This is a genomic window from Flavisolibacter ginsengisoli DSM 18119 (assembly GCF_900129295.1).
In the GTDB taxonomy this organism is placed as follows: Bacteria; Bacteroidota; Bacteroidia; order Chitinophagales; family Chitinophagaceae; genus Flavisolibacter; species Flavisolibacter ginsengisoli.
Map to the genome: position 1 here is coordinate 160,573 of NZ_FQUU01000006.1, position 14,023 is coordinate 174,595.

Here is a 14,023-nt window from a genome sequence, read left to right on the forward strand (position 1 = left end):
CTTATTTTTTATTTAAAATTTGTCCCTTGTACTTTTTAAGTAGATCATGTATAAATGCAATTCCTGAAGGTTTGTATAATAAAAACTTTACCACAAACGGCCATAAAGCCTTTACCTTATATAAGTGTTGTACGTTTATCCATTTTAGTTTATAACCCAAATTGATCCTTTCTGTTTTCAACCTATCCAGCCAGGTTTTAGCAACTATTTGCTCCGCTGAATAGGCATTTACTTTTTCACAATAAAATGGCAATACATTGGAATTAGCTGTGTGGAAAGATAAAGCCTCTTTAACCCAATTATTGCCAAAATCTCCACCTTGGGTAAGATGAATTATATCAATTCTATTGGTTACTATTACTTCATATGATCGCGCGACTTGCAATGAAAAATCAATATCATAAAAATGAAACCCTTTGAGCAAATCTTCATTAAACTTTGTCATTTCCCAAACATACTTTCTGGCACACATAAAAACTCCGTCAATAGTTACAACTTTTACCTCCGGTGTTTCCCATTGATTGGAATTCGATAAGTTTTGTTCGTTGTTTTTGTTCTTATGAATTATATGGAAGTAATCCATTCCTTTAATGCCTGAAAACCATCCTGATAAATATTTTCCTTTATACTTCCCTCCTGCAACACCTAATAAACCTATTTCTTTTTTCGTGTCGAAAATTTCTAATACTATCTTACCCCAGTTTGGAGTTTCAAAAATAATATCCTCATGTATAAAGCACACATATGGAAAACGGGCTTTTCCAGCCATTAAATTATAAACCTTACACAGGCCATAATTTTTGCCTTTATTATCCCAGACCAGTAATTCATATTCTAAGCCAATAGTAGAAGCAATATTTCTTTTTATATTAGAAAGAAGTTCTTCATTTACCGAACAAATTATTACAGATAACATCAATTGACACTTTCTTATCCAACAATACTTTACTTTGCAAATATTTAGAAAAATGCAAAGTAAATCTTTTGTTCTCAATTTATGGAGAGGTATAACGGCGCGGACTAAAAACGCCCTTTTGAATCCTTATAAAAAAGCAGGATTGAGTTGGTTCAAGATCAAACAGCTAAAACATATACCAGCAGGTAAGGTCCGTCAATATAATTACAAAGGAAATACCATCTTTTACATAAGTCCTTCAGATTTTCTTCATGGCTTAAAAGAAATCTTTGTACAGGAAATATATAAAATCAATCTTGGCCTGTCTCCCTATATTATTGATTGTGGATCCAACATTGGATTGAGTGTGATTTACTTGAAAGAAAAATATAATGATGCTCAAATCATTGCTTTTGAACCTGATAAAAAAAATTTTGAGCTTCTAAGTAAAAATATAACTTCTTTTAAATTAAAAGATGTAACGCTAGAAGAGAAAGCAGTTTGGATTACTGATACCGAGCTGCATTTCAAAAATGAAGGAAATATGGGCAGTAAAATTGCAAATAGTTCTGGAGCCAACTCATCCACCGTTCAGGCAATTAGGCTGAAGGATTTTATTCATAGAAAAGTAGATTTCTTAAAAATAGATATAGAAGGAGCAGAATATGAAGTATTAAAAGATATAAAAGAAAATTTACACTTTGTACAAAATATGTTCCTGGAATATCACGGTAGCTTTAAGGAAAATAATGAGCTTATTGAAATTTTAGAAATAATCAATCAATCTGGTTTCAATTTTTATATCAAAGAAGCAACAAGTGTTTATGACTATCCTTTTGTGTATAATGATATAAAGCCTAAAAGGGATTATGATGTTCAGTTAAATATTTTTTGCTTTAAGAATTGAAGGTTAGCTATTAAAATTACTTTTAAACAATAAATTTCTTTGAGCATACAAGGGCTCACTAATGCATGTTTACTAGTAACTGTTCTGGTAGTTTACAAGTCTATGCTGTTTACAATTGATTGCTTTTGTTGGAATATAGCTGGGCTTGTGGGCTAGGATCACAACTTCTCTAAAAACAATTGCATTGCTTTCCTTTTTGTCTCATCAAGATTATAGTCAATACACTTAGTATAATAATTCTTTAAATCAAAAGCTTCAAAAGGGTTTTGCTTGACAATTTCATCAATATGATCAAATCCCATGCTGTTGGCTTCATTAAATAATCGTTCAAATTTTGCCGGAAGCTTTTTATTAGCTATCCATGCCGCAAAAACAAATGGAAGTCCGGTATGCAATTTCCAGGCTTCTGCCAGGTCATATATATAAGTTGAATGTTGTCTTTGTTCAAGGGCTCTGTCGCCTATTACTACACCTGCAGTGGATCCAACAATCTTTTGACGAAAGTCCTCTCCTTTTGCATCTAGAAATACAACATCTTTCTTCCAATATTCCTTTAATAAAACCTTAGCAAGGTTTACTGAAGTTCGGGATTGATAATCCAGGTAAACAGTCTCGATTTCATCAATAGGCATTTCACAGAAAATACAAACAGATGCCACAGGACCATTTGCACCGATACAATAATCAGAAACTGTATGCCATTCCTTAAGCTTCAGTGTCGCAGCTACAGGGATAAGACCAATATCTACTTTATCGTCAATTAGCATTTGAGCTATTTTAGCCGGATAATCCACTATCAGCTCAATTTCATCTCTAACAGGATGTCGTTCTATTCCATATAATAATGGTTTAGTATTGAGATAACTTACTGCCGCAACTCTTATCTTACCCAAATCATTTAATTTTGCCGCAAATATAAACGCTGTTTAAGGTTGAATGCCCGACTGAAATCATAATTCTTCAGGTTGAAAATCACAATCAGTATCAACTTTTTCATTAAAACACATGGAACTTTCTTCACTTACCGCTATTTCTGCAATTGATGGAAGATACAGGAATCAAGTGCAACACCTGGATGAATATTTTTCAGAATATGCATTGATGAAATACAGAGTTTTAGTGGAAGTGGAATACCTGCTCTTTCTCTCGCATAAAAAAGTATTTAAATTATCTGCCAAAGCTGCAGAACAATTGACCTTGGTGAAGGACAACTTTTCTATTGAACAGGCACAAGAGATCAAGGATATTGAAAAGGTCACAAATCATGATGTAAAGGCTGTTGAATACTTTATTAAAAAGCAATTAGATAAAATTGGAGAAACAGGTGTTAAAGAGTGGGTGCATTTTGGATTAACTTCCCAGGATATAAATAATACATCAATTCCATTATCCTGGAAGCACGCACTTGAATTTGAGTACCTCCCTGCCGTGTTCAATCTAGTAGCTGAATTGAAGGTATTGGCAAGGCAATGGAAAGGAATCCCCATGCTTGCCCGCACTCATGGACAACCAGCCAGCCCCACTACACTTGGAAAAGAATTAATGGTATTTATAGAAAGGACCGAAAATCAAATAGAACAATTGATAAACATCCCTATCAGTGCTAAATTCGGAGGTGCTACAGGTAATTTTAATGCACATTATATTGCTTTCCCTAAAAAAGACTGGATTGGATTCGCTAATGAGTTTATACAGGATACTTTAGGTCTGCAGCGTCTTCAATTTACTACCCAAATTGAACATTATGATAATTTAGCTGCAGGTTTTGATTGTATAAAAAGAATTAACACAATCCTTATTGATCTTTGCCGGGACATTTGGAGCTATATATCCCAGGATTATTTTAAACAAAAAGTAAAGAAAGGTGAAGTAGGTTCATCCGCCATGCCTCATAAAGTAAATCCTATAGATTTTGAAAATGCAGAAGGTAATTTAGGTCTGGCAAATGCGCTATTAGAACACCTGTCCGCCAAGCTACCTGTATCAAGATTACAAAGAGACCTTACTGACTCCACTGTTTTAAGAAATATAGGAGTTCCTTTTGCACATACTATCCTGGCTTTCAAATCCATTGATAAAGGTCTTAATAAACTGGTACTAAATACCGATAAAATAAATTCAGATCTTGAAAATAACTGGGCCGTTGTAGCAGAAGCTATTCAAACTGTTCTGCGCCGGGAGCAATATCCCAACCCCTATGAAGCACTGAAAGACCTTACAAGAGGAAATAAAAAGATTGACAAAGCAGCCATTCAAAAATTCATTGATGGCCTTAAAATCCCTGTTACTTTAAAAAAGGAACTGAAAGTCATAACTCCACAAAATTATATCGGTAAGTGTCCCGAGTACTAATTAATGCCTGTTTACTTATGAATTTCACTGGTAAAGTGAAATTCGACATCAGGGTTATTGGTTCTTTCTGTATTCAGGAACCATTCACTTTGCGCCAGGTATACTAAATGTCCGTCCTTATCAATGGCAATGTTCCCAGACTTAAACCGGATAAAATCTTCCAGCTTTTTAGGGTCTTCACTCGTAATCCAGCAAGCCTTATAAAATGGCACGCTGTTAAAAATTACAGAAGCTCCATATTCATGAAGTAGCCGGTATTGGATCACTTCAAACTGAAGTTCACCTACGCAACCTATGATTTTTTTATTTCCACCAAACTGTGTGAACAACTGGGCAACCCCTTCATCTGTAAGTTGTATCAATCCCTTTTCCAGTTGCTTTGTCTTCATTGGATCTTTGTTCACTACCTCTTTAAATATTTCCGGTGAAAAAGAAGGAATTCCGGTAAAGAAGAATTCATCACCTTCGGTAAGTGTATCCCCTATCTTAAAGTTCCCTGTATCAAATAAACCAACTACATCTCCCGGGTAAGCATCATCCACAACGTTTTTCTCCCTGGCTAAAAAAGAATATGGATTACTAAATCGAACATCTTTATCCAGGCGCACATGATGAAAGTATTTATTACGTTCAAATCTGCCGGAACATACTCTTAAAAAAGCTATCCTGTCCCTGTGCTTAGGATCAAGGTTAGCATGTATCTTAAAAATGAAACCACTGAACTTATCTGCATCCACTTTTACCAGACCTTTATTTGTTTCCCTGTCGCGTGGTTTAGGAGAAATTCGGATAAAGGTGTCCAGCATTTCCTTTACACCAAAATTGTTAATGGCACTACCAAAAAATACAGGAGCTACGTCACCGCTTAAATAATCATTGACATCCAATTCGCCGTAAACGCCGTCAATTAATTCAACATCTTCTCTTAAGGTTGCAGCGTCACGTTCACCTAATTTTTCATTTAAGACCGTAGAGGAAAGATCTGATATGGATATGGTATCCTCATCTATTGCCTTTGTATTAGCAGTAAAAAGGCGGATACTCTTATTGTGGAGGTCATATACACCTTTGAAATCCTTTCCCTGGTTTATGGGCCAGGTCATAGGATGCAGTGATATACTCAGCTCTTTTTCTATTTCTTCCAAAAGGTCAAAACGATTCTTTCCGTCTCTATCCAGTTTGTTGATGAAAACGATTACAGGTGTTTTACGCATTCTGCACACCTGCATTAATCTTCTTGTTTGTTCTTCCACACCATTCACGCTATCTACGACAAGGATCACGCTGTCAACAGCCGTCAATGTTCTGAATGTATCTTCAGCAAAGTCTTTGTGGCCAGGTGTATCTAGTAAATTGATGAGAGTGCCTTCATATTCAAAGCTCATTACAGATGTAGCTACTGAAATACCTCTTTGACGTTCTATCTCCATAAAGTCAGAAGTGGCTGCCTTTTTGATCTTATTACTCTTTACCGCCCCTGCCACTTGTATGGCCCCACCAAATAATAAAAACTTCTCAGTCAACGTAGTTTTCCCGGCATCGGGGTGCGATATAATGGCAAAAGTGCGACGCTTTTCTATTTCTTGCTGATACTTCATGTTGTTAATCCTAATTCATCCTTTATAATCTTCCGTCATACGTGTGCTCACCCCGAGGCATCTGGGGCTTTATCAGAAGATATAAATTGAGTTTTTGGACGCGCAAAAGTACAGCATCATACGTTAAAAGCTTTGAAATAAAAGAATATGCCTATGGAGAGATGATTAAGCTAAAGAATTACTCAAAACTTAAAAATCCCTTAAGATTTAATAAAGATATATAGGGAAATAGCTAAGATGTACCCTTCTTAGTTAGAAAGCTTCAACTGGTTTTGTATCTTGGAAATCAGGCTATCTGTATTTACAGGTTTACTTATAAAATCATCAGCTCCATAAGAATCAATTTTACCTGCAGCTCCAGGATGCGCCGAAAACATAATTACGGAAATATGACTTGTTTCTTTATTTGCTTTTACCTGTTGACAAATCATACGCCCATCCGCACCAGAAAGTAAAACATCTAACAAGATAATAGCTGGCTGGAATTCAGTTATCTTTTCAAACACTTCTTCCTCCCTGGAAGCTGTATCCACCAGGTGACCTTGTTTTTTCAGCAGTATATTCAATACTGTCCTTATATCCGGATCATCATCAATTACTAAAATCTTAGCCATAGCTCTTAAACAATATTGGAAATTTTCAAATGGTTAGGGTTATTTACCCGAAAAAATGAACTATATGAAATTAGGGAAAATAGAATATTGTTATCAAAGAATGTGCTAAATTCTAAATGTGTAAAGAAAACAAAGATTTACTTTTGAACTATGCGCCGCATATTGGAAATAATAGGCAGTAGTTTTAAAATGGCCCTGCAGGAGCTTTGGAAAAATAAGCTTAGGACCTTTCTATCCTTATTCGGTGTCACAATAGGCATATTTTGCATTATTGGCGTGCTGGCAACAGTAAATAGCCTTCAAACAAATATTCAAAACCAGTTAAAATCGCTGGGTAACAATACAATTTATATCGATAAATGGGAATGGGGAGGCGGAGCAGATTACCCTTTTTGGAAATATTCCAAACGTCCTTTAGCTCAGTATGAGGAAGTTGCGGAGATCAAGAAAAGAACATCTACTGCCAGTTATGCGGCATTTTTTATTAGTTCAAGTGTCAATGCTGAAGTTGATGGCAATACACTTAGCAATGTACGTCTATACGGGGTTTCACAGGATTATACCAATATTCAGCCCCTTGATATACAATATGGAAGGTTTTTAACTGAAGGAGAATTCCAGCGAGGAAATAATTCTGTGGTCATTGGAAATGAGATCGCGGAACAATTATTTGGTGAAGCTGAAAGAGCTCCTGGAAAAGTTATCGATATAAAAGGAAGTAAGGTTAATGTTGTTGGTGTAATAAAAAAGCAGGGAAGCCAGATAGTTGGTGGCTGGCAATTTGATAAAAGCATGATCATACCCTATCAATTTGCGCAATCAGTCATTGACGAAAGACGGTCAGATCCCATTATTATGGTGAAAGGTGCACCGGCTGTTAGCAGTAAAGTCCTGAAAGATGAACTCACCGGAACCATGAGATCTATCCGGCACTTAAACCCTACACAGGAAGATAACTTTGCATTAAATGATATTAATGACTTAAGCGAGTCGCTTGAAAAAGCTTTCGTTAGTGTCAATATCGGCGGCTGGGCTATCGGAGCCCTGGCATTTATTGTAGGCATATTTGGTGTTGCCAATATTATGTTCGTTACTGTTAAGGAAAGAACATCCCAGATTGGCCTTAAAAAAGCTATTGGAGCCAAGAGCAGGGTCATTTTGATGGAGTTCTTATTGGAATCAGCCTTTCTTTGCATTATCGGGGGTATTATGGGTTTGCTCCTGGTGTTTATTCTTACCAAGGTGGCTAGTTCTTTAATAGACTTTCCTTTCTTTCTTTCACCTTTTATCATTTTAATAGCTATTATTATTTGTATCGTTGCCGGTATTCTTGCAGGCATTATACCAGCCTCCCAGGCCGCGAAGATGGATCCGGTAGTAGCCATAAGAAGTTAATATATCTAAAGTCATTTCTTTACTTGTTTACATCCCTAAGTATTTTCATTTCTTTGTAAAAGCATTTTTATTATTTACAGCTGTTTAACAATGGAAATTAATCAGTCCAAGGTCACTATTCTGGGTATAGAATCATCGTGCGATGAAACATCAGCATCAATATGCAGGAATGGCGAAATTCTATCAAATTTTATTGCAAATCAGAAGGTGCATGAACAATATGGAGGAGTTGTCCCCGAGTTAGCCAGCAGGGCACATTTGCAAAACATAGTACCAGTAATAGATATCGCTTTACAGCAGGCGGGAGTCAGTTTAAGCTCTGTGGATGCTATAGCTTTTACGCAATCTCCTGGATTAATAGGGTCATTATTAGTGGGTTCACAGTTTGCAAAGTCATTAGCTCTATCATTAAACAAACCATTGATATCCGTTCATCATATGCAGGCACATGTAATGGCCAACCTCATAGGTGTGAACAAACCTTCTTTCCCGTTTCTTTGCCTCACCGTAAGTGGGGGGCATACACAAATCGTAAAAGTCATCAGCACATCCGAAATGCAGGTGATTGGAGAAACAAGGGATGATGCAGCTGGAGAAGCATTTGATAAATCAGCCAAACTTCTTGGACTTCCATACCCCGGAGGACCGCTGATTGATAAATATGCTGCTGAAGGTAATTCTAAAAGGTTCCAGTTTGCCGAACCGCAAATAGAAGCTCTTGATTTTAGCTTTAGCGGTATAAAAACCTCTATTCTATATTTTTTACAAAAAGAAACGAAAAAAGACCCAGATTTTATAAAAAATAACCTTTCAGACATTTGTGCTTCTATTCAGGCGAAGATCATATCTATACTTTTGAAGAAGCTAAAAAAAGCAGCCCTTCAAACAGGCATAAGAGAACTATGCCTTGCGGGGGGAGTATCTGCCAATAGTGGCCTTAGAAAAAGTTTTCAGGAACTATGTACTAATAATAACTGGAAAGGCTATATTCCCGCATTTGAATACTGTACAGATAATGCTGCCATGATTGCTATAACTGGTTATTACAGGTATATAAGTAATGAGTTTTCAGATTTGTCTGTAAGCGCCAGCGCAAGGGCTGCCTGGTCATAAAAACTTGATTGTGCCTAATCCCTATTTCCAATTTAAAGAGTTTATTGTCTACCAGGACCATTGTGCCATGAAAGTTACCACAGACTCTTGTTTGTTTGGTGCCTGGTGTGCAGCTGAGATCCAAAAATTGCATTGCTCTAAGATTCTTGATATTGGTACAGGAACAGGTTTGTTAGCCTTGATGATAGCTCAAAAAAATACCGGGAACATAGATGCTGTAGAATTGGATGATCATGCAGCCCGCCAGGCTTTAGAAAATATATCAGTTTCACCATGGAAAGACAGAATCTCCATTTTTAAGTCAGATATATTAGAACATGTAGGAAAATATGATTGCATTATCAGCAATCCCCCTTATTATGAAAATGAATTACAATCACCTGAACTTAAGAACAATTTAGCCCACCATAGTATTAGTCTTACCCTAAAGGACATAATCCGATATGCCTCACAAGCTCTAACAGGTAGGGGCTATTTTTTCTTGATCCTCCCGTATAAGAGGCTTTTAGAAGCGGAGAAAATGTTATTAGGACAAAATCTTTTTCTTCATAAAACCCTGATCATAAAACAAACAACTACCCACTCCCCTTTCCGTGTAATGATCATGGCAGGCAAAGAGAGAAAAGGCTTGCCCGGCATTGAGGTGATACCAATTAAAAACGGAGAAGTTTATTCTGAAAACTTTAAAGATCTTCTTAAAGATTATTATTTATACCTGTAACCCCAGTTTTACCCTCCGCATAGTCCCGCAGATATTCAAACCTGGGTGTCAAATGGCCTTGTTTAACAATGGTGGCTCTTTCCAAAATATCGGATTGGCCTGTAAAAAGATCGTCCAGAACAAATTTGATCAACTGTTCTCCAAAGTATTTTGATGCATCCCTTGGCAGTTCATTAGGCAAATTGCCAACGGCAATAACATCAACAGAACCTGGTTGAAAAGGTGGCGTTTTAATGAAGGAGTGCCTGTCCACTCCATATACAGGATTTTCAATGGTTTGGTCACCAAGGTTAATGGGTACAGAACCGTTACTGTCATCAGTAATATCAGCAATAACTTGTATCCTGAAATCGCTGGCAGAAACAGCTTGCAGACTGAATAAGCGCGGGACATTCACATCCCAGTACACACCATTCATCAGGATATCCGTTTGAGATACATAATTCTGAAAAAGACATACATAGTTTTCAGGATGTTCATGGAAATCTTCCCTGCTATATGAACCGTTTTCTTTATGAGCATACAGATCAGAACCTTTTAATTGAACATATACGGGATAGGCAAAATCTCTTGAGAGGTATTCCTCTTTTTCTACTTCTATTATTCCCATCAGGTTCATCACTTCCAATATACCATGTGCCACCCTACCCGATCCTGTAACAGCTATTTTGATATTGGGCACTTTCAATCCAAAATAACAATGAATCAACTCCTTAAAATCTTTTTGCTTATATACCCGCTCCAGCTTAAAACTTCCCGTTCGCTGACCATATGCCATCATTCCATTATGCGCACCTACTATGCCTGCAAAAAATCCAAATCCTATTATTCGCTGGCCATCTTCATGTTCCATGCATTCATAATCAATCAGGGTGCATTTATTCTCAATGATAGTTTGTAAAAGACGCTGATTATATACCTGTTTCTTACGTGTATGAGAAAAAAATAAATAGGTTTTATGCTTAAGTAATTGGGACACTGGAACTTCCTTAATTCCTAAAAGAATACTACAATCTGAAAGATCATCAATCACTTCAATTCCGGCTCGCCTATATTCTTCATCACTAAAGCACCTATTTTCTGAACTTTGAACTTTAATCTGAATATCTGAATTATTTTTGACAAGCCATTTACATTGAGAAGGAATTAATGCTACCCTGTTATCGGGAGGGATCTTGCCTTCTTTTAACAATCCGATTTTAATCATATACTAGCATTCTAATTATACAAAAGTCAAAACCTCTCAATTAGTGGTATCCTTTTCTCCTGGATGGAAGAAAATTAATCAAACTCTATAAAATTATTAAACTATCCCCTTTATAAATGAATTATAAGTCTCATAAATACTGCAAATGTTAATTATGTTTCATTGGCATTTTCTAATTGATTAAAGTAAGAGCTTTACATTAAGTTATTGCCATTTGGTAATATTAAAATTGGGCAATATGAATTTCGTAAAGAAAATATTGTTGGTGCTGGGCAATTTATTTGTTCACAAAAAAAGCTGTTGCAAATAATCAGATCAAAAAATAAAGACAGATTTCTTTCAATTGAATAGAATGTTGTAACATTGCAGCCCTTAAATACCCTATTTATAGGGTAAAGGATCGCCCGGGTGGCGGAATTGGTAGACGCAGCAGACTCAAAATCTGCCGTTCGCAAGAATGTGCTGGTTCGATTCCAGTCCCGGGCACAGAATTAAAAAGAGGGTTCTCAATAAAATGAGATACCCTTTTTTATTTTGGGATCTGGTTTACGTGATTCTTGCTGGTTGTGACGATTGGGGAAGGGTTTTGGCGGGAAGCTCTCAAAAAAAGCCCTTTTCAGGCTACTTTTTTTCTAAGATTGTGCGCCAGGGCAAGTAATCCTGTTTCAACCTTTACTTTTTCAAGGCCTCGCAGCATAAATCTTTTGAAGTGATGATTGTGTTTGATGGCTGCGAACACAGGTTCAACATCATGACACCGCTGCTTTCGTTTTTTTATTCCTTTTTTGGTTTTAAGCCGTTTGTCTGCCTTTAGTTTCAGTCGCCTGAGATTGTGATTGATCTCTATGGTTCGCATAGACCTCTTCGGATTGCACTGCGATTGCAGCGGGCAGTCTTCACATTTCTTCGTCTGGTATTTTGTGATCTGCTGCTGATAGCCGGTTGTTGTTGTCCGTATTTTTGTACCGACGTTCTTCATCACCTTCCCGGATGGACACCGGTACTGATCTTTTCCTTCATCATAGCATAGCTTATCTGCTGAAAAAGGTTTTTTATCCCTGGTCGTTTTGTGTTGATTGCGGTCGAACTCATTGTGTTTCATATAAGCGGTGATCCTCTTTTTTTCCAGCCATTGATAGTTCTCTTCACTGCCGTAACCTGCATCAGTAGTTACACTTGAGGGTTTGATGTGCGATGCATTTATATGTTCGCTCAAATGCGTGGTAAGGGTACCTGTATCGAAAGTGTTTTGATGTAAACTGTAATGCGCAATAAACTGACGATTGGTGGAGATCTGAACATTATAAGCAGGCTTCAGCTGCCCGTTTCTCATGTGGTCTTCCTTCATTCGCATGAAGGATGCATCCGTATCGGTCTTGCTAAAACTGCTTCGATTTGTTCCCATGATTTTTTCCTGCCGCTCATACTTGTCCACGGAAGAAGGCCAGTGCTTTTTGGCATAATTCAGTTTGCCGCGAACCTTTGGATCGATCTTCTTATCCTTTAAAACTTCATTGATCCGGTCGATGGTCTGGTTGACCGTCTCACTGCTGATTTTTTTAAAACCGGAGGGATCGGTATCATCCATCTCCGAAGCTGCCACCATCAGGGCATACTGCCACAACTCATCCAACTGCTTTACAATCCGTTCCCGACTGGTCTTGATGGCCTTACCCCATACAAAGGTGTAACGATTGGCATTGGCTTCGATCTTCGTTCCGTCTGTATACAGATCGCGGATGTTCACAAGCCCTTCCTCACACAGCATCAGCACCACCTGGTTGAAGACAGGCTTCAGGGTCTTTTGCAAACGCTGGCCGCGAAAGCGGTTGATGGTGTTGTGATCGGGCCGCTGCATGCCTGCCAGCCACATAAAATGAATATTCTGCCCCAGGGCTTCTTCGATCCTGCGGCTGCTGTAAATATTACTGACATACGCATAGACCATCACCTTGAGAAGCATGCGCGGATGATAACTGCTGGCGCCACCGGCTTTGTAGGTCTTCACAATGGAAGTGATATCAACCTTGTCTAAAACTGCGTTGATGGTGCGAACGGGATGATCAATAGCTACCAGATCATTAAGATCGAGCGGGAGAAGCGACCCCTGAGACTGAAAATCCTGTTTGAATACGACTTTGAGTTTTTTACCTCTTGGCATGCAGTAAATTACCGCAAAAACCCTGCAATACAGCTGACACCACCTTACCTTTTTTATACAGTAAATCTGTGTATAAATCCAACCAAAAAACTGAAAAAATAAAAGGCTGCCTCATACTTTTGAGACAGCCTCTTCATAGTGTAAAGTAAAATTTACTTATTTTTTATTACGGGTGGAAGATCTTCCATCACTATAGAGCTTACCTTCCAGGATTGATCAGCCTGCTTTTTCCACACAAAAGTATAATTGCCATTATTTACAAAAGGCTTAGCTCCTGGCGGTGCTACATCAAGTGAGAAAGTACCCGATTCATATGCCAGCGCATCACTTTCGCCAGTGCTTACTACATTAGTTCGCAGGTTACTTGTTACAGGAAGGTTGTGCCTGATAAATCTTTCAGTAACTTCAGTACGTCCATTCATATGTGTGGCAGCAGATAAAAGCTGCACATCATCTGCCAGCATAGATATTAGCTTTGATGAGTCTTTACTGTTCCAGGCATTGTCAAATTGTTGATTTAGTTCTTTAGAGGTAACAGTTGCAGTGGTTTTGGTAGGCTCAGCTGATTTGTCTTTTTCCTCTCCTTTAGAGTTAGTACAGGATACGATCATAGCAGAAGCCGCCATGAAAATAAAAATTTGCTTCATAATAATTTATTGGTTTATAATCTTTTAAAATATGCCCATTATTTGGATATACAAGAAATTACTAAATAAAATATTACAACTTAATTCAAAAAAACATGCAAAACAGGAATAGTAATTTTATATTAATTCAAATATTTCAGCAATGGCAAAAATGACTGTGATTTACAAAACTCCCAAGGACAAAGAGTTTTTTGAAAGACATTATTTTGATGTGCACGTTCCATTGGCAAAACAATTACCTGGATTAATAAAGTATGAAATAAATGATGGTTCAATTATCTCAACTACGGGACATTCAGAAACCTATCGTATGGCCAATCTATATTTTGAGTCATTGGACGCAATGATGACCGCTTTTCGGTCTGATATAGGACAAAAATGTGCTGCTGATAGAAAAATTTAGCACCAAATAA

13 protein-coding genes and 1 tRNA gene are annotated in these 14,023 nt (G+C 37.4%); 7 read left to right on the plus strand and 7 right to left on the minus strand.

What is annotated here, in order from left to right:
- Position 1 precedes the first annotated feature (1 nt).
- Positions 2–916: a glycosyltransferase gene (locus tag BUA53_RS09150; protein WP_072835066.1), complete on the minus strand. Its 915-nt coding sequence runs from the start codon at positions 914–916 to the stop codon at positions 2–4.
- Positions 917–968: 52 nt separating this feature from the next.
- On the opposite strand from BUA53_RS09150, the gene BUA53_RS09155 reads away from it, so the two are divergent.
- A complete protein-coding gene (locus BUA53_RS09155; RefSeq protein ID WP_072835067.1) occupies positions 969–1,802 on the plus strand; it encodes an FkbM family methyltransferase in 834 nt (277 codons plus the stop codon).
- A gap of 158 nt (positions 1,803–1,960) precedes the next feature.
- On the opposite strand, the gene BUA53_RS09160 is transcribed toward BUA53_RS09155, so the two are convergent.
- A complete protein-coding gene (locus tag BUA53_RS09160) occupies positions 1,961–2,695 on the minus strand; it encodes a menaquinone biosynthetic enzyme MqnA/MqnD family protein (protein ID WP_072835068.1) in 735 nt (244 codons plus the stop codon).
- 112 nt (positions 2,696–2,807) lie between these two features.
- Between BUA53_RS09160 and purB the strand changes: the two genes are divergently transcribed.
- Complete coding sequence (purB, locus tag BUA53_RS09165; protein WP_072835069.1) at positions 2,808–4,154, plus strand: adenylosuccinate lyase; 1,347 nt, start codon at positions 2,808–2,810, stop codon at positions 4,152–4,154.
- Positions 4,155–4,165: 11 nt separating this feature from the next.
- On the opposite strand, the gene BUA53_RS09170 is transcribed toward purB, so the two are convergent.
- Both BUA53_RS09170 and BUA53_RS09175 read right to left on the minus strand, forming a co-directional pair.
- A complete protein-coding gene (locus BUA53_RS09170; protein WP_072835070.1) occupies positions 4,166–5,752 on the minus strand; it encodes a peptide chain release factor 3 in 1,587 nt (528 codons plus the stop codon).
- A 248-nt stretch (positions 5,753–6,000) separates the two neighbouring features.
- Complete coding sequence (locus BUA53_RS09175; RefSeq protein ID WP_072835071.1) at positions 6,001–6,366, minus strand: response regulator; 366 nt, start codon at positions 6,364–6,366, stop codon at positions 6,001–6,003.
- 150 nt (positions 6,367–6,516) lie between these two features.
- On the opposite strand from BUA53_RS09175, the gene BUA53_RS09180 reads away from it, so the two are divergent.
- The 3 genes from BUA53_RS09180 to BUA53_RS09190 all read left to right on the plus strand — a co-directional run bounded on the left by BUA53_RS09180 (position 6,517) and on the right by BUA53_RS09190 (position 9,595).
- Positions 6,517–7,761, plus strand: a complete 1,245-nt coding sequence (locus BUA53_RS09180) for an ABC transporter permease (protein WP_072835072.1) — start codon at positions 6,517–6,519, stop codon at positions 7,759–7,761.
- A 90-nt stretch (positions 7,762–7,851) separates the two neighbouring features.
- Entirely contained in the window at positions 7,852–8,874 is a 1,023-nt protein-coding gene (tsaD, locus tag BUA53_RS09185; protein WP_072835073.1) for a tRNA (adenosine(37)-N6)-threonylcarbamoyltransferase complex transferase subunit TsaD, read from the plus strand.
- Between the two features lie 10 nt (positions 8,875–8,884).
- Complete coding sequence (locus BUA53_RS09190) at positions 8,885–9,595, plus strand: tRNA1(Val) (adenine(37)-N6)-methyltransferase (protein WP_072835074.1); 711 nt, start codon at positions 8,885–8,887, stop codon at positions 9,593–9,595.
- Here BUA53_RS09190 and BUA53_RS09195 read toward each other — a convergent pair.
- Positions 9,570–10,802: an NAD(P)-dependent oxidoreductase gene (locus tag BUA53_RS09195; RefSeq protein WP_072835075.1), complete on the minus strand. Its 1,233-nt coding sequence runs from the start codon at positions 10,800–10,802 to the stop codon at positions 9,570–9,572. The two genes, BUA53_RS09190 and BUA53_RS09195, sit on opposite strands and share 26 nt — an antisense overlap.
- A gap of 402 nt (positions 10,803–11,204) precedes the next feature.
- On the opposite strand from BUA53_RS09195, the gene BUA53_RS09200 reads away from it, so the two are divergent.
- Positions 11,205–11,288: transfer RNA gene (locus tag BUA53_RS09200), tRNA-Leu, on the plus strand.
- Positions 11,289–11,418: 130 nt separating this feature from the next.
- Here BUA53_RS09200 and BUA53_RS09205 read toward each other — a convergent pair.
- Both BUA53_RS09205 and BUA53_RS09210 read right to left on the minus strand, forming a co-directional pair.
- Positions 11,419–12,963, minus strand: coding sequence for an IS1182 family transposase (locus tag BUA53_RS09205; RefSeq protein WP_072835076.1), 1,545 nt, complete (start codon positions 12,961–12,963; stop codon positions 11,419–11,421).
- 152 nt (positions 12,964–13,115) lie between these two features.
- Complete coding sequence (locus tag BUA53_RS09210; RefSeq protein ID WP_072835077.1) at positions 13,116–13,610, minus strand: YybH family protein; 495 nt, start codon at positions 13,608–13,610, stop codon at positions 13,116–13,118.
- A 142-nt stretch (positions 13,611–13,752) separates the two neighbouring features.
- Between BUA53_RS09210 and BUA53_RS09215 the strand changes: the two genes are divergently transcribed.
- Positions 13,753–14,013: an EthD family reductase gene (locus tag BUA53_RS09215; protein WP_072835078.1), complete on the plus strand. Its 261-nt coding sequence runs from the start codon at positions 13,753–13,755 to the stop codon at positions 14,011–14,013.
- Positions 14,014–14,023: the final 10 nt, after the last annotated feature.